Genomic DNA, 20245 nt, shown 5'->3' with positions numbered 1-20245 from the left:
TTATATTTGGTATAATGATACAAAGAGATTAAAGTAGTTTAGATGACTAGTGAAAGGATAAAGATTTATTATGAGAATAAATAAACTGCTTAGCAATTATGGTATTTGCTCAAGAACTGATGTTAATAGACTTATAGATGAAAAAAGGATAATGGTAAATGGGAAGCTTTGCACCACCGGGCAGTGGGTAGAAAAAGAGGATAATATTCTTCTTGATAATGAGAATATTGTAGTGAGAGAGAAGATTTATATTGCGCTAAATAAACCCGTCGGGATTACATGTACTGCAGAAAAAACAGTAGAAAACAATATAATTAATTTCATGAACTATCCAGAATACATATTTCCAGTTGGAAGATTAGATAAGGCATCTCAAGGGTTAATACTTATGACTAATGATGGTGATTTGGCAAATAATATTTTAGAATCTGAAAATGAACATGAGAAAGAGTATATAGTAACTGTGAATAAGCATTTTGATGAATCTTTTCTCAAAGCAATGTCTGAAGGTGTTCAAATTTGTGGAGTTAAAACAAGACATTGCAAAGTTATCGCAGTTAGCGATGATACTTTTCGTATTATTTTAACGCAAGGACTAAATAAGCAAATTCGCAGAATGAGCAAAACTTTTGGATATACAGTTGTAAGATTAGAACGAGTTCGAATTATTAATATAAAAATTGATGAAACGGATATTGGCATGTGGCGTTACCTAACAGAGAAAGAGGTAATAGAATTAAGGAATAGTTAGAAAGGGTACCTTAGTAGAAATATTAAGGTACCCTTTGTTTTTTTTATGGAAAATACTCGATTATGAGGTTTTAAAAGTCAAACAATCTGTTTCTGAATAGAGATTAACATTTTCGCCACTAACGTCTATAGATTTAGCATTACAGAGCTGATTAGAGTTATAGGTGCAAGTACATACATTACAAGCAATTACGTCGCATCCATTGCTATTGGAATTAATGATATTTGTAAGAGAGCTATAGACAATACTATCTAAAAAAGTAGCACAACAAGTATCAGAATCTTTTTTAGCACTTTTCCCACCAACATTTATTATGTTAGCATAACATGTGTTTTTGTCATTATGGGAGCAATTTGAAACGCTACAATTGATTTTTGACATTATATCTCCTCCTTAGTGTATCTACTAAGAAGTTTAACCAAAAGGAAAAGAAAATATTTATAATATAGGTTTTATTTAAAATTTCTATTTGATAGACTTTTTATAAGAATGTTGCCGTAAAATATATTTTCGATTGAATATTGTTGTATTTTTATATATAATTAGATTCAAGTAAGAAAATGTAATGATATACATATTATTAAATGTATGTCATTTATAATATTATAGGACTAACAAGCTTTACACAAATTATGCATCCAACAGATGGGGATAATTTTTTTGAAAAGGGTTATAAGTTAACTTATGGTAATGACTTTTTAACTTGGTATCAAAGTGTACTTGCAAAACACTTGTCGAATATAACGGCTATAGCACATAACAGTTTTGATTCAGTTTTTGATGTTAGAATAGGAGCAAAAATAGCAGGCATACACTGGTTAATGAATAGTCCTACTATGCCACATGCTGCGGAGTACGGTGCAGGTTATTATAAGTATAGTACTTTACTCGACCAGTTTAAGACATCAAATGTAGATTTAACATTTACATGTCTTGAGATGGATGATTCAAGCGCATATGTTAGTCCAGGCTATTCAGCTCCCAAAAGTCTCGTTATAAATGTTGCCAATTTGGCTACATCGAAAGGTATAAGACACTTTGGAGAGAATGAACTAGCTATCTCTAATAATAATCAAGCGTATCAAAATGCTATTTAATGGTGATGGAAACGTAACCTGGGGAGGTGGCAACAGTCAATCTTATACTGTTCCTACAAGGGGAGGTTCCTATACCTGGAACTGGTAGCTAGAAAAAATTACCATTATAATTTTTTTGCGCGTATATTGGCAGTTTTAAAAAAAGTTTAAGTTTATCGTAAAATTAAGAGCCACTACTCTAATAAATATGATATAATTAAAATAATGTAGAAAAATAAACATGTGTGTTCTAGAGAAAATTGAATTGTTATTAAAAAATTAGGGAAATATTAAAGTTATATATAATTTTAAATCCCTTACAAGGCATATGAAAAAAATAGACTAGCGTGCTGACTGGTTATTTTTTTGAAGATGCCTAAATAGAAGAAAGAGGTGTCCTATCATAAAAAACGAAAATATAAATAAAACAGAAACTACTAAAGTAGAGATTAAATCAAACAAGTACCAGACGCTAGAAAATATCACATTTTTAAAAATAGTTAAAAAAGATGGAACAACTATTGATTGTAAAATAGATACTGAAGATTTACAAAAGGTATTAGGAAAAGGTCGTTGGTTTGCAGAATGGAATAAAGATTTTAATAATTTCTTAGCACAGAATCTAGGTAGTTATTATATCGAAGAAAAAAAATATAGAAGAAAACAGAGTTTGCAGTCATTCATATTAGATGTTCATCCAAAAGCACCTGTAAGACATATCAATGGAGACACTCTAGATAATAGAAAATGCAACCTAGAAGTATATAATCAAAATACAATTAACGATTATGAAGAATTAGATGAAGAAACTGTTGCTATAATATTAAGAGATAGATATGGTAAAGAAAAATCTAGGACTATAATCGATAAAGAAGATTTAAGCAGAGTGGTTAATAATAGTTATACATGGGTTCTCTTTAAGAAAGATACAGAACCTTATGCTGTAGCAAACACTCCTGAAGGGAAAATTTATTTAAATAGATTTATAATGAATACAACTGAAGATATGGTTACTCATCCTATAAATCTTAATACATTAGATAATAGAAAAGCTAATTTAGAAAACAAAAAAGTTGAGTTAGAATTTGATAAACCAACTGAAGAAACAGAAGTTTAATGACATTTAATAAGCAATGTAAAGCAGTATAGAAGATAATTCTATACTGCTTTTATTGTGCGCCCGGCATGGGCGCAATCTAATGGGTGAAAGTCCCTAGCACGGGTTAATAGTGCCAAGTGCATAGCTTAAGACAAGGGTGTCCATCGTGAGATGGAATCTGAAGGAAGTTGGCGGCCAAACTCCGGTCTGACGAACAGAAACTACATATAAGGCATATGCTTGTGGGTAAGTTTGCAATACAAAACGAAGCCCAAAACTATTCGAAACAAGTGGTGTAAATGTAGCAGATAGATGGAGTGAAAGATTGCGTTCTTACCCGGGGAGATCTGATAGGTAAGTTGTGGATATGAATTTAGAAATAACAACCCATACAGTGATGTATGGCTGAACTATCAGAAGTCAGCAGACGTCATAGTACCATGCAAAACGCGTTAGCGTGGGAAGGACTGAACAATAGGAGGTTTTGGAATTTTGAAGGATACGAGAAAATATGATAAAAGCAGACAACTTCATAAAGAAGGCTCTCTACGAGAGAATAGAGTGGAACTCGAAGGTAATGTAGAAGTGCATAGTATTTCCTCTATGTCAGAAGAAGGAAGAAACGATGTGAATGAATATGATAATGGTTTACTCGAGCAGATATTATCGAGAGATAATATGAATAAAGCATATAAAAGAGTAAAAGCCAATAAAGGAAGTCATGGGATTGATGGTTTGACAGTAGATGAACTTCTACATTATCTAAAAGAGCATGGACAAGAATTAAGGCAATCATTATTAGAAAGTAGATATAGACCTCTAGCCGTAAGAAGGGTAGAAATACCAAAACCTGACGGTGGAATTAGGCTACTTGGAATACCTACTGTATTAGATAGAGTTATTCAGCAAGCGATATCACAAACTCTAATACCAGTATATGAAAAGAAATTTTCTGATAATAGTTACGGTTTTAGACCTTTAAGAAGTGGAAAACAAGCTGTTGAAAAATGTAGGGGATATATTAATGCTGGACATACATGGACGGTGAATATAGACCTTTCTAAATACTTTGATACGATAAATCATGATAAATTAATAAGGATACTATCGGAAGATATTAAAGATAGTAGAGTAATTTCTCTGATACGAAAGTATCTACAAAGTGGAGTGATGATAAATGGGGTATTTATGAATACAGAAGAAGGAGCACCTCAAGGCGGGCCTTTGTCCCCATTATTAAGTAACGTAATGTTACATGAACTCGATGTAGAACTAACAAAACGAGGACTAAACTTTTGTAGATATGCTGATGATGCGAATATATACGTCAAAAGTGAGAAATCAGCAAATAGAGTAATGAAGAGTATTACGAGATTTATTGAGGAAAAGTTAAAGCTTAGAGTGAATAAAGAAAAGAGTACAGTAGATAGACCTTGGAAACTTAAATTTTTAGGATTTTCATTTTACCGGGCAAAAGGTGAATACAGAATGAGAGTTCCTCAAAAACCTATAATCAAATTCAAAGCAAAGCTAAAAGAATTAACTTCAAGAAGTAATGCGATGAGCATGAAATATAGGTTTATGAAACTTAAGCAAGTGATAGTTGGATGGATAAATTATTTTGCTATTGCAGACATTAAAAGTATTCTTAAAACACTTGATGAATGGTTAAGGCGAAGAATTAGAATGTGTTTTTGGAAACAATGGAAAAAGATTAAAACAAAATATGGGAACCTTGTTAAATTAGGAATACCAAACAATAAAGCTTTGCAATATGCAAATACAAGGAAAGGCTATTGGAGAACATCCAATAGCCCTATATTAAACAAAACATTGACCAATAAATACCTTAAAAATATAGGATTAGTTTCTATATCTGAGACATATTTATTAAAACATTAATTTCTATTGAACCGCCGTGTACCGAACGGTATGGACGGTGGTGTGAGAGGTCGCTAAATAAATTAATTATTTAGCTCCTACTCGATTTTTTGCTAGTTGGTCAGAAACAACTTGAAATTGATTTGTTTTTCCCATAATATAAGCTAAATTAATTATAGACTTTTCTTCCTCGGTCATTTCCCTTTTGAACATTTTCTCGAATTGTTTCATTAAATTAAAAGTATCAAGTTTGTAATTTTCAGCATCGGGTCTAGTTACCCTTGTATTCTTATGGGGCTTATATACATTAGGTTTGATTTTTTTGTCGTATATCTTTTTGAAAACTTCTGAGGTATAGTAGGCATCATTAAAAGCATTATGGAACGTACTTTCAATAGGTATGCCTAACAGCTCTGCTGCATTACCTAGCCCAATGTTAATTCCTTTTTGACAATTAAGCTCTTTAGAAGCGTAGGACTGAATGTTTATGTATTTTGTGGGTACAATCAAGGTATCTAATTCATGATATTCTATATTTCGAAATAATTCTTTTATATCAGCGACTCCCCATACACATAATATGCTTGAGTCAGTGTTTATAAACTCTGAAAGTTCTTTATACAGTTCTTTAAAAGGTTTGCCGTTATCTAATTCATCCATTGTTATTCCGGTAAGTTCTTTTACAAAGGGATTGATGATAGTATATATTTCCGGTTTTATTAATACATCTAGAGTCCCAATCGTTTCAAAATTATCATTTAGTTTTATGGCACCTATCTGAATTATTTCAAAAGGACATTTAGGATTTGTTATGTTCGTAGTATCTTTTGTGTAATTGTAGCCTTGATTAAACTCTAAGTCAAATATTATATAATTCATGTAATTACCTCTAAACTTATTTAATATTATAGTGCATAGTGATATATTACTATATCATGTAGTATATCATTTTCTTTAGTAAAAAACACCTGCACTATTACAATTTTAGCTGCAAAAAATTGAATGTTGTATATAAAGTAGTTTATAATGAGTATAGTTGCTATATCATATTTTAATAAAATAAGTGAAATCAATCCGTGCAGCGTATGCTACACGTGATATATAAGAGAGGAAGTTTTATATATGGGAAAAATATTGGTGCTTGCAGAGAAACCCTCTGTAGGCCGTGAACTGGCGAAAGTTTTAAATTGCACTCAAGGTGGAAATGGGTATTTAATGGGGCAAAAGTATATTGTAACTTGGGCACTCGGACATCTTGTTACACTAGCTGGTCCGGAGGATTATGATCAAAAATATAAAAGTTGGAAAATGGAAGATCTTCCTATGCTGCCAAAGGACTTAAAACTGGTAGTTATTAAGGAAACTTCAAAGCAATATAAAATTGTACACGAACTACTTAAAAAAAGTGATGTAGATGAGTTAGTTATAGCTACAGACGCAGGGCGTGAAGGAGAACTAGTAGCGCGTTGGATAATTCAAAAGGCCGGATTTAAAAAGCCTATAAAGAGGTTATGGATTTCATCTCAAACTGAAAAAGCAATAAAAGATGGCTTTGCTAATCTGAAACCTGGAAGAGATTATGAAAATTTATTTTGGGCAGCACAATCAAGAGCGGAGGCTGATTGGCTTATCGGGCTTAATGTTACAAGAGCATTAACTTGCAAATATAACGCTCAATTATCGGCTGGACGGGTACAGACACCGACCTTAGCACTTATTGTTGATAGAGAAAATGAAATAAAAAGATTCATTCCAAAGGATTACTGGACAGTAAATGGTAAGGTAAATAATTTTAATGTTCATTGGTCAAGTAAAAATGGTGAAGCACGTACCTTTGATAAGAAAAGGGCAGAAGATGTCGCAGCTAAAGTAAACAATCAAATGGGGACCGTAGTAGAGCTAAATAAAGCATCTAAAAAAGAGCTCCCTCCACTTGCATATGATTTAACGGAGCTTCAAAGGGATGCGAATAGAAAATTTGGATTTTCTGCAAAGCAAACTCTTAATATAATGCAGAAGTTATATGAAACTCATAAGATACTATCTTATCCAAGAACGGATTCTAGGCATATTACCACAGATATAGTAGCAACGCTTCTCGACCGATTAAAAAGCATTGCTATAGGACCATATGAGAAAGCTGCTAGAAGTATAATAAAGGGTAGAATTCACACTACTAGTAGGCTTGTGGATAATAGCAAGGTATCAGATCACCACGCTATAATTCCTACGGAGCAGCATGTAGATTTATCAAGCCTTAACAAAGAAGAGAGAAGTATTTATGACTTAGTTATAAAAAGATTCTTAGAAGTTCTAAGTCCTGCTTTTGAATATGAGCAAACTACTGTAGTTATAGATGTTAAGGGTGAAAGGTTCTCTGCAAAAGGGAAAATAGTTAAATCAAGGGGCTGGAAAGAAATAAGCAGTTCTGAGGGCAGTGAGGATAAAGATCAATCACTTCCACCAATTAATAAAGGTGAAGCGGTTAAACTTACTTTAGTTAAATCAGTGAATGAGAAGACTAAGCCACCAGCTAGGTATAATGAAGCAACGCTACTTACAGCTATGGAACATCCAGGGAAAGATATACAGGATGAGAGTTTAAGAGAAGCTTTGGATAATACTTCAGGCCTCGGAACCTCTGCTACAAGGGCAGATATAATTGAAAAATTATTCAACATCTTTTATATGGAGAGAAGAGGCAAAGATATATTCCCAACCTCAAAAGGAATACAGCTAATAGGTTTAGTCCCAGAAGAATTAAAATCGCCTGAACTTACCGCTAAATGGGAAAAACAGCTTCAACTTATAAGTAAAGGAAAAGCTAATTCCATGAATTTCGTAAAAGATATGAGGGAATATGCAGTGAAGCTTGTGAAGAATGTTGCAGCTTCTGGCGAAATATATAAACATGACAACGCCACAAGAATGAAATGTCCTGAGTGTAGTAAGTATCTTCTTGAAGTTAAAGGCAAAAGGGGAAAGATGCTCGTATGCCCAGATAGGGAATGTGGATATCGTAAAGGAGTTTCACAAGTTTCTAATGCACGTTGCCCTACTTGTCACAAGAAAATGGAGATTAGAGGGGATGGAGACAATAAGATTTTTGTTTGTGGTTGTGGATACAGAGAAAAACTTTCAGCCTTTAACAAACGTCGCGACTCAGAAAAAAGTGCTTTAAACAAAAAAGATGTCAGTAGATTTTTGAATCAACAGAATAAGGAAGATGAAGGAACTGGTAATTCTGCAATGGCCGAGGCTTTTGCTAAGTTTAATTTAAAGTAGTAAAGAAGAACACAATGTATAAGATTTTTATACGTTGTGTTTTTTTATTCTCGAAATATATCTCAAGCGCGCTTAATTTGTTCATAAGCGCAATAAATCAAAAATATAATTACGGTTAGGATTCTATTAATAGTATTTAAACTATCATAAATTTTTTTTGAAATTAAGATGCTAATATTGTACTTGTAAGACAGACAAATACAATTTAACGACACTTCAGAAGTTATTATATGTAAGGAGGGAGCTATAAAAAATGCTTAATATAGAAGTTAAAAATTTAAAAAAAGCTTATGGTGCAAATGAAGTATTAAAAGGAATAGATTTTGAAGCAGAACAAGGAGAAATTATAGCGATTATAGGTAAGAATGGTGCTGGAAAATCTACTTTTTTAGAATCTATAATGATGGTTAAAAAATTTGATTCAGGTGAAATACATCTTTTTAATAAAAACACAAATGCTTTAACTCAAAATGAAAAGAATAAAATAAAGAAGGATATTTCAGTTGTATTACAACCGACATATTTTTTTAAGAATTTGAAAGTTTATGAACTGTTAGAGCTTTTTGCAGCATATTATGAGAAATCCATAGATGTAGATGATGTTATGAGAAATTTTGACTTGGAAAGTCATAAAAAAGTATATTTTGATAAATTGTCTGGAGGCTGGAAACAAAGAGTTGCCTTAGCAATAGCATTTATGACTGAACCTAAAATAGTAGTATTAGATGAACCAACCACTGGATTAGATCCATATATGAGAGATGTTTTATGGAAAAACATAATTAAGTATAATAAAGAAACTAAAGGAACTGTATTATTATCTACTCACAATATGGAAGAAGTTGAACAGTATTGTGATAAGGTCATGTTAATAAATAATGGAATAGTAGCGGAATTTAGAAAACCTAAAGATATTTTAAGTGAGGGTGGATATAAAACAATGAACCAATTTTATATTTCAAAGGTTTCGCAATAGAGGGGGATATATTATGTTAATAATACAGTTAAAGTATGATTTGAAAATGTTCTTTAGAGAGTTATTTTATTTAGTATTTACAGTAATAATGCCACCAGCAAGCTACCTTTTTATGGGGCAAATTTTTGGGAATCAAAGTTATGGTGAATTTAATTATGCTCAGTTTTATACTCCGTCTTTTATAATTTTAATAACTTTCTCTGTAGTATTCTTTGCTTTTGGGTTTGATAATGTAGTTAATAGAGAATCTGGAATAGAAAAAAGAATAAGTATTTCACCGATTAATATCAAAATATTAATCGTTTCAAATATATTAAAATCTATAATAATTACTAGCTTGGGTTTTATATCGATTCTTATACTAGGCATTTTAGTTTATGATTTGAAATTAAACATAGCACAAGTATTTTTTTCATATGGTTTCTTTATAATTATTAATATAACCTTGTTAGTGTTTTCATTAGCTTGTTATTCCTTTTTTAATGAAATGAAGAGTGCATTAGTATTTTCTATAGTTACATTTCAAGTAGTTATGTTTACAGGAGATTTTACAATACCAGTAGCTAAAAGTCCTAAATTTGTACTGTATATCGCAAGCGTAAACCCTGTATATCATTTAAATCACTTGTTTATAAATGTTTGGAATAACGCATTTCAATTTAACAGAACTACTCTTATATCTATAGGTTATATCGCTATAGTAGTATTGATATCATTAGTTGTTTTTTCATTTAATTCAAATAGAAAAAAGGGTTAGTCAATATTTTCCTTAAGTGTTTCCTATGATCATGTAATTAAATACAAATGAAAATAAGTTTAATAGGAGTAGATAGATGAAAATTTATGAGCGTATTACAATAACAATAACATTTTTAGTTTTAATTTTTGTAATATTTATACCATTTATTCCGCTACTTATAAAAGGGTTTATAATAGGAGCACTTTCTATTCTTAGTGGTGCAAATATATACTTAATGAAGGAAAATAAAAACAATTAAAACTATGATTTCTCAAAGTTTTATCTTTTGTGAAATATTTTACGTTAAATTTATTGTATATATATGATATAATAACCTTCAATATTTAATTATGTAAAAAGGGGAAAGATTATGATATATACAATATTTAATTCCATAGTTTTTGGGTTACTGTTTATATGCATTCTTTATAATTTCAATTTAGTGAAATTAAATTATAAAGAATTTATAATATTGAGTATAATAAATTCATTAATATCATTATTAACAAATGTGGTAGGTAATATTTTGGGTATGTCTTTAATTTTTATTTTACATTTTACATACTTATTTTTAAAAAATAGGAAAGTAATAATTAATATAATAAGTGTAGTGCTTACTATAATACTATTTTTAACTATGTATATGGTATGTGGATATTTATTTTTAAGTATATTTAATATATCTATAAAGGAATTATTAGCTAATAAAAATCTTTATGTAATTCTTCATTTGACGGTATTTATTTCGTGCTTTTTAGCAAGTAAGTTAATTGGTTTAGGTATAAAAAAAATAAATATAGCTGGACAGCTAAAAAAAGCAAATAAAAAATTAACCTTATTATTTTTAACAAATATAGCAAGTGTTTGTATAATGATGTATATTATTGCCATGATAAGTAAAAATGTAAATTTAAGTAAGTCTGTGGTTATCTCAAATATTTTCCTGTTTATAATTTACTTTATATCTACTATAAGCATAACAGCCTTTTATGGCAATTATGCAAAAAAAGAACTGGTACATAAGCACAGGCAAGAAGAGTTTACGCAGCTAAAGGAATATACTGATAACCTTGAAAATATGCATAATGAAATGAGAAAGTTTAAGCATGATTATATAAATATAATATCAACTATTAATGGATATATTGATGAAAAAAATATTAACGAACTAGAAAAGTATTTTAATGAAAATATTATTCCTCTAAGTGAAAATATAAATAGTAACAACACTAAACTTGGACTTTTACAACATATAAAAGTTACGGGCTTGAAGGGCTTATTATCTTCTAAAGTTATACAAGCTCAGAGTAAGGAAGTTGATATGTTTATAGATGTAGCTGAAGATATTGACAGAATGGATATGGATATTATAGACCTTTGTAGAGTTATAGGTATTTTATTTGATAATGCTATTGAAGCTACTATTAATTGTAGTGAGCCTGGTATAAAATTTGGAATTATAAACAGAAAAAATTCTGTAGTTGTGGTTATTATAAATTCTTGTGAGATTAATACTCCACCTATATATAAGATGTTTGAAAAAGGGTTTTCAACAAAAGGGAGTAATAGAGGGGTAGGACTTGGTAATGTTAAAGAAATAGTAAATAAAAAATATACTAATGTATCCTTAAATACATCTATGGAGAATCAATTATTTAAACAAGAATTAATTATTAAATTTACTTTAGAGAAAAGGGCGATGTTATGTTAAAGGTTGTTATATGTGAAGATAATAAAAATCAACGTGAAAAAATAACACAAATAGTAGAAAATATAATCCTTAGGGAAGAGTTTAATATGGAAGTTGCGATAGCGTCGCAGAATCCAAAAGAAGTATTAGATTATATTAAAAATAATAAAAAAATGGTAGGAATATACTTTTTAGATGTAGATTTACACGTATCCATGAATGGTATACAGCTAGCTCAGGAAATAAGGGAGTTAGATCCTACTGGCTTTATAATATTCGTAACAACTCATTCTGAAATGAGCCTCTTAACTTTTGAATATAAAGTGGAGGCTATGGATTATATAATAAAAGACAATTATCAAAATATTAAAGAGCGAGTAAATAAGTGTATGCAAAAAGCTAATAATGTTTACTACACTAAAAATAATAATGATGATAAATTCTTTACTGTGAATTGTGATGATTCTGTTTTAAATATTAAATACAATGATATATTATTCCTTGAAACTTCAGATCAAATACACAAGGTTAGAATACATGAGGAAAATAAACAGATTGAATTTTATGGTACACTAAAGGATATAGAGGAAACCTTAGATGACAGATTTTATAGATGTCATCGCTCTTTTATAGTAAATAGGGATAAGATAAATAGAATTGATAAAAAAGAACGAATAATATATATGATAAATGGAGAACAATGTTTTGCTTCTACTAGATATATGAAGGGACTTGTGAAATGAATTATACTAGAATAGTATGGAAATATAAGCTTAGAAAAGATACTGTAAAGGACGATGATTTTCCCTGTTTTAGTTGCAAAAGATAGAAACTCAACCTAACTAAATTTTGAACATAGAAATATGGTTTTAATTTATTTTTAAAAAGTGATTAAGTGATTGATTTTCAATCACTTAATCACTTTTTTATGACAGTCACGGGATCCGTGGGTAGCTTAATTCTTGATTAAGCTTAATTAAAAGGGCTAAGGATATTTAATGGTGATTCTATTCATAATTATTCATAATTATCCTATTTTTATTTAATAATTAAATTGTATGATAATCTTATGATGATAAATAAGTTATTCATTAATAATATTAATAATAAAAGAAAGGACGATTGTAAGGTATGTGGGTTAAAAAATTAAGACAACGAAAAATGCAGAGCATTATGATTTTTTTTATCATATTAATTTGTACCATGCTAATGTCAAGTTCTATAATGATGATATCATCATTACAAAAACCCTTTGAAGATCTCCAAAAAGAGTGCCAATCTCCGAAAGTAAAAGTATTTCCTCTTGAAAAAGGAGAAAAAGAAATCGGTGAGTTATCCAAAAGAATAGAAGGATTAGACTCTGTATCAAAAACAGTATTAATTAACAGACATTGGATAACAGAAAAAATATCTTATAAAGGTAAAAATATTGAAACATTTGCAAGTTTAACCAAATATGAAGAAAGTGTATATGGGAAGATAAGATCTATTAGCAATAAAGTTGATGTGCCTAAGGAAGGAGAGTGCTTTATTCCCGCTGCACTCTCAAATGAATATAATATAAAGGTTGGCGGAAAAATTGTTTTATGGAGTGGCAGTAGAAATTATACTTACAAAGTAGCAGCCATTTATGCAGATCCATACTCTATATCTTTAGCATTTAATTGTGAATTTCTTGTGAGTGAAATACCAGAAGAGCTAGAAACTTCAAAGGTTATAGCAGTGTTTAGCGATAAGAGCATTACTGGAAATGATATTATTAGCGAATACCGCGTGAAAAATCATGGCGTATTAGAAGGAAGAGCCATGACCATAGAAGATAGTATGAGTAACAGTGCTATATCAGAGAAAATTTTAGGCGGTATATTGCTGGCAGCAAGCATTCTTGTGCTTTTAGTAAGTAGCATGATGATTCGCTATATGATTAAAAATGCTCTAATTCAAGATAGCAAAACTATAGCTATTTATAAAACCATTGGTTATTCATCAAAATCTATTATGAGAATTTATATGGAACTATATTTCTTTATTGTAGCAAGCGGAAGTGTTCTAGGAATCATTTGTTCTTCATTTATTTCAAGTAAATTTACTAAGCAAATCTTTGCTAATATTGGTGAAACTAATCATGCTAGTATATGGTTTCCTGCATCAATATGTTTTTTCTTAATCAATGGCTTTGTATTACTTCAAGTTTATTTAGTAATAAATAAATTGAAAGATATAAAACCGGTTATTGTGTTAAACGGAAGAGAAAATCAGCTTGGCACTCGTAAAACAAAAAATCATCCCTTTACAGAAAAATTAAGTTTTTCTCCACTAGGAATAGCAGTTAGAAATATGCAAAGAGATAAAAAAAACACCTGTTATATTATTCTCACTTGTGTGGTTTCTATTTATTGTGTAAATTTTGCGGTATCATCCATTTCCGTATTAGATACCATGAAGGATAACAATTACTATTGGATAGGTTTTGATAAATTTGATGTAGCAGCCGTTTCTGAAAACCAGGTGAAATTTGACGAAAATTGCCGTGTTTTATTAACAGATTCAGATGTTAAGCGTGTTATTAAAACAACTGCAAATTCAAATGTTATGATGAAATGGACCAAAGGGATGGGAGACCCCAATATTGCAAGGATGGTGTATGAGACTTATAAAAATATTGATATGCCGGTAGTGAAAGGACGCAATCCAATACACAGTGATGAAATCGTATTAGGAAATTTAATCGCGAAAGAAATGAAAAAGGATGTAGGCGATTATGTGGATATCTATTTAACCCCAGATAAAAAAGTAAGCCTTCTTATTGTAGGAACTAGCCAAGGGTACTATGAGCTTGGTAGAACTTGTAGACTTCTAAGTTCTACCTTAGAAAAAAATGGAGTAAAGTTTTCGTTCGATGAAGCATCCATTTATTTAAATAAGAATGTAGATAAAAATCAGTTTATTGTGAAATATAATAATAAAATGAAAAATGATTTGAAAATAATAGATCGCTCAAATAAATACAGCAATATTATGGATATGATATGTGGACCTCAAAAGGAGGCAATTGCTCCCTTTATGGTATTGGTTATGATTATCGGAGCACTCAATCTTTTTTGCATAGTATATTTAAAAAATATAAAAGAGCGAAAGAAACATAATATTTTCAAATCTATTGGCTATACAGGAAAGCATTTATTACTAACGAATTTATGTTACATTGGGATTATTGCATTAGTATCAATCTTAGTAACTGTGCCAATCTTTATTGTAACATTTCCTAAAACTATGGTTATGGCCTTATCTATGTTTGGATTTTCACAATATCTGGTGACATATAATATTACAACTTTGGTTATGGGCAATATTGTGATATTGTTTGCGTTTTTAATAAGTACTGTACTATCGTCAGTTGGATTATTTAGTAATCATCTAAGGGAACTCGGACGAGAATAAAAAATAAAAAAATAGTGAGGTAGAATTTTATGGATAATGCTATAATTAAAACAAGCTTATTGTGCAAAAGTTTTTTAAGTGATGGTGAAGTAAATAACGTAATCAAAAACTTAAATCTTGAGATAAATAAAGAAGACTTTACAGTAGTTATGGGAAGTTCCGGCTCTGGTAAATCCACTTTGCTTTACCTGTTAAGCGGTATGGATGGAGCAACTAGTGGAAAGGTACTTATAGGTGATGAAAATATTACAAATTATAAGGAAAGTGAAATGGCTGATTTACGAAGAAACAAAATCGGATTTGTATTTCAAGGGATTAACCTTATCCCTGATTTAACCATTTATGAGAATATTGTAAGTCCAACTTATAAAACTAATAGAAAGAAATTTGACATTGATAAAAAAATTGATGAGTTATTAGAGAAAATGGAGTTAACAGATCACAAAAAAAAATTCCCCAGTCAATTATCTGGTGGACAAAGTCAGAGGGCGGCAATTTGCAGAGCGCTTATAAATGAGCCTGAACTATTATTTGCCGATGAACCTACAGGTGCACTTAACTCAGCTCAAGGAGAAAATGTACTAGATATTTTTTCTGATATTCATAAGGGCGGTCAAGCAGTTGTTATGGTTACCCATGACTTAAAGGCTGCGCTTCGAGGCACTCGAATTATATTCTTAAAAGATGGCTATTTTGATGGAGATTTAAAATTAGATGAATATAAAAAAGAGACAGCTGATGAAAGAGAAAAAATAGTTTATGAATTTTTAAAACAAAGAGGATGGTAAAAAAATAGGAGATATTATGGAGCAAAAAACGATTTTAATTATTGAAGATGAGAAAGAATTAGCTGAAATATTACGCGATTATCTAGAAATAGAAGGTTTTAAAATATTCATTTCATTTGATGGCGAGGAAGGATTAAAACTTTTTAAATCCAAAAAACCAGAACTTGTACTTCTTGATATTATGCTCCCTAAAGTAAATGGTATGGAGGTTTGTAAGCAAATTCGAAATAATTCTAATATACCTATAATAATGGTATCTGCTAAAAGTGGAGAGATGGATAAAGTGATTTCCCTTGGAATTGGAGCAGATGATTATGTCACAAAGCCCTTTAGTCCGTTGGAACTTGTGGCAAGAGTAAAAGCCCATTTAAGAAGGTATAAAGAGCTCGAACAATCGAAAGCTCCTTCTGTAATTATTAATATTGGTAAGATTAGAATTAGTAAGGAAAGCTATGAGGCAAGTATAGATGGAAAAATTATAGATTTTACCACAAAAGAATTTGAAGTCTTATATTTTTTTGCAAGGCATGTAAACCAAGTATTTTCAAAGCAGCAAATATACCAAGAGGTTTGGGGTATGAATGAATTTGGTGATATTAGTAGTGTGGCAGTTTATATAAAAAGAATTCGAGAAAAGTTGAATGATTTTGGACTTTGTTATATCAAAACAGTATGGGGAGTAGGATACAAGTTATCTGTATAAAATTATGAAAAATAGAATTTTCAAACAACAAATAGGGTTACATTTTTTTATAGTGCTCATTTTGGTAATATCCACATTAATGTCCATGATAAGATATTCAAATAATAAAGAGGAAATTCTTTATAATAAGGCCAGAATTCTAGTAGCCAGTCAAGTCAATGAACTAGAATCAAAACAATATAAACAAGGTGAGTTTTCTTATACAGTGTTTGATTTAGCTGGAATGGTTGTTTATACCAGTGACAAAAATGATTATAAACAAGGGGGATTTATAAATCTTAAAGAGGTTCTCCAAACTGATAAAAGTTTTTATGAAAAGAATAACAAACAAATTAAAGTTTCTTTTGTTTTGTTAAGTGGGAAAAAGGTAGACAAATTTGCTGTGTTTACTATACCAAGACAGCAGATATTAAAGCGTACAGAAATAGAAAACTTGTTCTATTTATTTGCTCCAATTATTTGTGGAATTATCCTTGTGCTACTTATACTAATTGCCATAAATATTTATATGAAATACCATGTCTTAGATCCACTGCTTGAAATAAACCAGTCCTCAAAAGCAATTATTGAAGGTAATTATGACATTCCAGTAGCACGCGCAAGAGGCAATAGATTGCTACAGAATGAAGTGGCTGAATTAACATATGGGTTCGAATTAATGCGAGATCAATTAAAGGAAAAGAGAGAAAAAGAAAAGGAATTAAAAAGGTCCCAAAAGGAACTTATTTCCTGCATTTCTCATGATTTGAAAACACCTATATCGACAATTAAAGCGTATAGTGAAGGCATGCGAGATGGCATTTCAAACACTGAAGAAAAACGCAAAAAATATGTTGAAGTTATTATTCGAAAATCTGAGGTAATTACTAAAATGGTTAACGATTTGTCAGAACATTCCAATGCGGAATTGAATGAACTGAAAATTGTAAAAAGTGAATGTTATTTGGATATATATTTAAAAAAGGTAATATTAGAATTAAAGCTTTTAGTGGAACATTATGGACTTACCTTTGAATATCAGTGCAATGCTGCAAATGTAATGGTTTCTATGGATAAAAGCCGTATAACACAGGTAATTTACAACCTTATAGAGAATAGTATAAAATATACTAATCATGAAAATGGCAAGATAAAAATTACTGTTTTTTATCTTGAAACTGAAAATAAGATAGCTTTTTCTGTAATGGACAATGGAAGTGGTATTAGTTTAGGAGATATGACCTATGTTTTTAATAAATTCTATAGAGCAGAAAAATCTAGAAGTATGAGCATCCCGGGTTCTGGACTCGGATTATCAATATGCAAATATATTGTAGAAGCCCATGGCGGAAACATTAAATGTAAGAATAACCAAGTAGCTGGGGCAGAATTTATATTTACTATTGATATATAAACATCCCTTGTGTGCTTATTTTTATATTTATGAGAAAATAGTAATAAACTTTGCGACGATTTTGAGAAATAGATTTTCGAATAAATAAAAAAACTATTATTGGAGGGATTTTAAATGGCAGGAATTAAATTTGAAATAAAAGAAAAATCAGGGGTGATTTCCGAGTCAGCAAAGGGATGGACAAAGGAACTAAACCTTGTCTCTTGGAATGATAAAGATCCTAAATATGATATTAGAGATTGGGATTGCGAGCATAAGAAGATGGGTAAGGGGATTACTTTATCTGTAGAAGATTTAAAGAAACTTAAAGATATTTTGAATAGTATGGAAATATAAGATTATTACTATGGGGGTTTTGACTTCTTAAAATAAAAATGGATAAAAGAATGTGTTAATTAAAATTAGCATTTCTTTATCCATTTTTTTTAGTGAAATAATAAAAGGAGAGGTTCCTATAGAAAGTTCGCGTGAAAATATAAAAGGTTCATTTAATAATTTACAATCAACCTTCGTTAGCGTAGGAAATAATATTATAAAATATATTTTACACTAAATAATATAGTAATATAAAGAATGATTTTAAGAAGGGTCATTGAGAATGAAATAAATAATCATTCTCAATGAGTTTAGTGATATAATAGTAAACAAACTTTAAAGAAAAGGAGTTACAAAAATAATGAATATTTTAAAAAAATTTAAAAGTTACTATAGACCATACAAGGGGCTGTTCTTTGCGGATATGTTTTGTGCATTAATTTTATCTGTAATTGATTTGGTGTTTCCTTTAATAGTTAGATATTTGTTAAATGATGTTTATGTATTAAATGATGAAAATAAGATATTTAAATATGTTTTATATGTGGGAATAGCACTATTACTTATGTATATTGTAAGGTATTTTTGTCAGTATTTCATAACCTCATGGGGACATATAATGGGCGCAAAAATGGAAGCGGATATGAGAAAAGATATTTTTGACAATCTTCAAAAACAATCTTTTTCTTATTACGATGAAGCGAATACAGGAAAGCTCATGTCGAGAATAGTTACAGACCTTTTTGATATATCAGAACTTGCACATCATGGACCTGAGGATGTACTCATATCCGTGCTAAAAATAGTTGGGTCTTTTGCTATACTCGCAAATATAAATTCAAGAATAACACTTATACTTCTTTTATTTACACTAGTAATGTTATATTTTTCATATTTCTATAATCAGAAAATGCGAAATGTTTTTTCGGAAAATAGGGAAAAGATAGCAAGCGTAAATGCCCAAATTCAAGACAGTTTAGCAGGTATTCGCGTGGTGAAATCATTTGCTAATGAGAATATAGAGAATACTAAATTTGCTAAAGGTAATAACGAATTTTTAAAGACGAAAGAGGAAAGTTATTTTATAATGGGCAGATTCCATAGTGGTAACAGCTTTTTTCAAGGATTACTTTATCTTAGCGCTATACTTGTAGGAGGTATATTTATAAGTGATGGTTCATTAAAGGCATCTGATCTTGTAATTTATATACTTTATATAAATACATTTTTAAATCCTATTGATAAACTTGTAAATTTTACTGAGCAGTTTCAAAGAGGGCTTTCAGGATTTGAAAGATTTGTTGAAGTCATAGATACAAAGCCAGACATAATCGATAAAGAAGATGCAGTTGAATTGGTTAATCCAAAAGGCGAGATATCTTTTAATAATGTATCATTTAGTTATAATAATAGGCATAATGTATTAAGTAATATAAATATAAAAATACAATCAGGTAAGAATATTGCACTTGTTGGTCCATCGGGTGGTGGTAAAACAACCTTTTGCAGTCTTATACCAAGATTTTATGAGGTAAACCATGGTTCAATAACAATAGATGGCATCGATATAAAAGATATAAAACTTAAATCACTTAGAAAATCTATCGGGATAGTCCAGCAGGATGTTTATTTGTTTTCGGGAAGCATTAAAGAAAATATATCATATGGCAGACCGGGAGCATCGGAAAAGGAAATAATTGAGGCGGCTCAAAAGGCAAATATTCATGAGTTCATTATGAGCCTTGAACAGGGGTATGATACTTATACTGGAGAAAGAGGAGTAAGACTTTCTGGTGGTCAAAAGCAAAGGATATCTATAGCAAGAGTATTTTTAAAGAATCCAGCAATTTTAATACTTGATGAAGCTACATCAGCTCTTGATAATGAAAATGAACAATATATTCAAAAATCATTGGAAGACCTTACAAAAAACAGGACGACGCTCGTTATTGCTCATAGATTAAGTACAATAAAAAATGCGGATGAAATAATTGTACTTACTGATGAAGGAGTAAACCAAAGAGGAACGCATGACGAGCTTATAAAGCAAGAAGGATTATATTCTTACCTTTACAATATGCAGTTTAAGCAAATAGAGTAGGAGTGAT

The 20245-nt window shown here is 30.3% G+C and carries 18 protein-coding genes; 16 read left to right on the top strand and 2 right to left on the bottom strand.

Features of this window, described 5'->3' with window-relative positions; all coding sequences use genetic code 11:
- The first annotated feature begins 70 nt into the window (after positions 1–70).
- Entirely contained in the window at positions 71–751 is a 681-nt protein-coding gene (locus tag ACWJJT_RS10125) for a pseudouridine synthase (protein ID WP_216303337.1), read from the top strand.
- 60 nt (positions 752–811) lie between these two features.
- Here the strand turns inward: ACWJJT_RS10125 and ACWJJT_RS10120 are convergent, their stop codons facing one another.
- Positions 812–1132 carry a DUF1540 domain-containing protein gene (locus ACWJJT_RS10120; protein ID WP_462954649.1) on the bottom strand — a complete coding sequence of 107 codons (321 nt, stop codon included), beginning with the start codon at positions 1130–1132 and terminating at the stop codon, positions 812–814.
- Positions 1133–1335: 203 nt separating this feature from the next.
- On the opposite strand from ACWJJT_RS10120, the gene ACWJJT_RS10115 reads away from it, so the two are divergent.
- From ACWJJT_RS10115 to ltrA, 3 genes are all read left to right on the top strand, one after another.
- Positions 1336–1848, top strand: a complete 513-nt coding sequence (locus ACWJJT_RS10115; protein ID WP_462954648.1) for a family 14 glycosylhydrolase — start codon at positions 1336–1338, stop codon at positions 1846–1848.
- 649 nt (positions 1849–2497) lie between these two features.
- Entirely contained in the window at positions 2498–2944 is a 447-nt protein-coding gene (locus tag ACWJJT_RS10110) for a hypothetical protein (protein WP_462954647.1), read from the top strand.
- A gap of 474 nt (positions 2945–3418) precedes the next feature.
- The gene (gene ltrA / locus ACWJJT_RS10105; protein ID WP_258280593.1) at positions 3419–4828 is read left to right on the top strand and encodes a group II intron reverse transcriptase/maturase; all 1410 of its coding nucleotides are present in this window, start codon (positions 3419–3421) and stop codon (positions 4826–4828) included.
- 66 nt (positions 4829–4894) lie between these two features.
- On the opposite strand, the gene ACWJJT_RS10100 is transcribed toward ltrA, so the two are convergent.
- The gene (locus ACWJJT_RS10100; RefSeq protein ID WP_462954646.1) at positions 4895–5686 is read right to left on the bottom strand and encodes a 3'-5' exonuclease; all 792 of its coding nucleotides are present in this window, start codon (positions 5684–5686) and stop codon (positions 4895–4897) included.
- A 243-nt stretch (positions 5687–5929) separates the two neighbouring features.
- Between ACWJJT_RS10100 and ACWJJT_RS10095 the strand changes: the two genes are divergently transcribed.
- The 12 genes from ACWJJT_RS10095 to ACWJJT_RS10040 all read left to right on the top strand — a co-directional run bounded on the left by ACWJJT_RS10095 (position 5930) and on the right by ACWJJT_RS10040 (position 20238).
- Positions 5930–8092, top strand: coding sequence for a DNA topoisomerase III (locus ACWJJT_RS10095; protein ID WP_462954645.1), 2163 nt, complete (start codon positions 5930–5932; stop codon positions 8090–8092).
- 253 nt (positions 8093–8345) lie between these two features.
- Positions 8346–9068, top strand: coding sequence for an ABC transporter ATP-binding protein (locus tag ACWJJT_RS10090; RefSeq protein WP_462954644.1), 723 nt, complete (start codon positions 8346–8348; stop codon positions 9066–9068).
- Between the two features lie 13 nt (positions 9069–9081).
- On the top strand, positions 9082–9825 hold the full coding sequence (locus ACWJJT_RS10085) for an ABC transporter permease (RefSeq protein ID WP_462954643.1): 744 nt from the start codon (positions 9082–9084) through the stop codon (positions 9823–9825).
- Between the two features lie 76 nt (positions 9826–9901).
- Complete coding sequence (locus ACWJJT_RS10080) at positions 9902–10066, top strand: hypothetical protein (protein ID WP_462954642.1); 165 nt, start codon at positions 9902–9904, stop codon at positions 10064–10066.
- A gap of 111 nt (positions 10067–10177) precedes the next feature.
- A complete protein-coding gene (locus ACWJJT_RS10075) occupies positions 10178–11518 on the top strand; it encodes a sensor histidine kinase (RefSeq protein WP_462954641.1) in 1341 nt (446 codons plus the stop codon).
- Positions 11512–12240: a LytR/AlgR family response regulator transcription factor gene (locus ACWJJT_RS10070; RefSeq protein WP_462954640.1), complete on the top strand. Its 729-nt coding sequence runs from the start codon at positions 11512–11514 to the stop codon at positions 12238–12240. Before ACWJJT_RS10075 ends, ACWJJT_RS10070 begins: the two co-directional genes overlap by 7 nt.
- 388 nt (positions 12241–12628) lie before the next feature.
- A complete protein-coding gene (locus ACWJJT_RS10065) occupies positions 12629–14938 on the top strand; it encodes an ABC transporter permease (protein WP_462954639.1) in 2310 nt (769 codons plus the stop codon).
- 29 nt (positions 14939–14967) lie between these two features.
- The gene (locus tag ACWJJT_RS10060) at positions 14968–15726 is read left to right on the top strand and encodes an ABC transporter ATP-binding protein (RefSeq protein ID WP_462954638.1); all 759 of its coding nucleotides are present in this window, start codon (positions 14968–14970) and stop codon (positions 15724–15726) included.
- A gap of 16 nt (positions 15727–15742) precedes the next feature.
- The gene (locus ACWJJT_RS10055) at positions 15743–16429 is read left to right on the top strand and encodes a response regulator transcription factor (RefSeq protein ID WP_462954637.1); all 687 of its coding nucleotides are present in this window, start codon (positions 15743–15745) and stop codon (positions 16427–16429) included.
- A gap of 4 nt (positions 16430–16433) precedes the next feature.
- Positions 16434–17822 carry a sensor histidine kinase gene (locus ACWJJT_RS10050; RefSeq protein WP_462954636.1) on the top strand — a complete coding sequence of 463 codons (1389 nt, stop codon included), beginning with the start codon at positions 16434–16436 and terminating at the stop codon, positions 17820–17822.
- Between the two features lie 114 nt (positions 17823–17936).
- Positions 17937–18158: a YdbC family protein gene (locus tag ACWJJT_RS10045; protein WP_462954635.1), complete on the top strand. Its 222-nt coding sequence runs from the start codon at positions 17937–17939 to the stop codon at positions 18156–18158.
- 340 nt (positions 18159–18498) lie between these two features.
- On the top strand, positions 18499–20238 hold the full coding sequence (locus tag ACWJJT_RS10040) for an ABC transporter ATP-binding protein (RefSeq protein ID WP_462954634.1): 1740 nt from the start codon (positions 18499–18501) through the stop codon (positions 20236–20238).
- The last annotated feature ends 7 nt before the right edge of the window (positions 20239–20245 follow it).

This window comes from Clostridium sp. CM041 (assembly GCF_055081035.1).
Note: the sequence above shows the minus strand (reverse complement) of the source record. Positions and strands in the feature narration are given on the sequence as shown.

Coding starts and splice junctions, on each gene's coding strand:
- ACWJJT_RS10055 (WP_462954637.1), top strand. CDS start 15,743: ATGGAGCAAAAAACGATTTTAATTATTGAAGATGAGAAAGAATTAGCT.
- ACWJJT_RS10085 (WP_462954643.1), top strand. CDS start 9,082: ATGTTAATAATACAGTTAAAGTATGATTTGAAAATGTTCTTTAGAGAG.
- ACWJJT_RS10090 (WP_462954644.1), top strand. CDS start 8,346: ATGCTTAATATAGAAGTTAAAAATTTAAAAAAAGCTTATGGTGCAAAT.
- ACWJJT_RS10070 (WP_462954640.1), top strand. CDS start 11,512: ATGTTAAAGGTTGTTATATGTGAAGATAATAAAAATCAACGTGAAAAA.
- ACWJJT_RS10045 (WP_462954635.1), top strand. CDS start 17,937: ATGGCAGGAATTAAATTTGAAATAAAAGAAAAATCAGGGGTGATTTCC.
- ACWJJT_RS10060 (WP_462954638.1), top strand. CDS start 14,968: ATGGATAATGCTATAATTAAAACAAGCTTATTGTGCAAAAGTTTTTTA.
- ACWJJT_RS10050 (WP_462954636.1), top strand. CDS start 16,434: ATGAAAAATAGAATTTTCAAACAACAAATAGGGTTACATTTTTTTATA.
- ACWJJT_RS10040 (WP_462954634.1), top strand. CDS start 18,499: ATGAATATTTTAAAAAAATTTAAAAGTTACTATAGACCATACAAGGGG.
- ACWJJT_RS10100 (WP_462954646.1), bottom strand. CDS start 5,686: ATGAATTATATAATATTTGACTTAGAGTTTAATCAAGGCTACAATTAC.
- ACWJJT_RS10080 (WP_462954642.1), top strand. CDS start 9,902: ATGAAAATTTATGAGCGTATTACAATAACAATAACATTTTTAGTTTTA.
- ACWJJT_RS10075 (WP_462954641.1), top strand. CDS start 10,178: ATGATATATACAATATTTAATTCCATAGTTTTTGGGTTACTGTTTATA.
- ACWJJT_RS10115 (WP_462954648.1), top strand. CDS start 1,336: ATGTATGTCATTTATAATATTATAGGACTAACAAGCTTTACACAAATT.
- ACWJJT_RS10065 (WP_462954639.1), top strand. CDS start 12,629: ATGTGGGTTAAAAAATTAAGACAACGAAAAATGCAGAGCATTATGATT.
- ACWJJT_RS10125 (WP_216303337.1), top strand. CDS start 71: ATGAGAATAAATAAACTGCTTAGCAATTATGGTATTTGCTCAAGAACT.
- ACWJJT_RS10120 (WP_462954649.1), bottom strand. CDS start 1,132: ATGTCAAAAATCAATTGTAGCGTTTCAAATTGCTCCCATAATGACAAA.
- ACWJJT_RS10095 (WP_462954645.1), top strand. CDS start 5,930: ATGGGAAAAATATTGGTGCTTGCAGAGAAACCCTCTGTAGGCCGTGAA.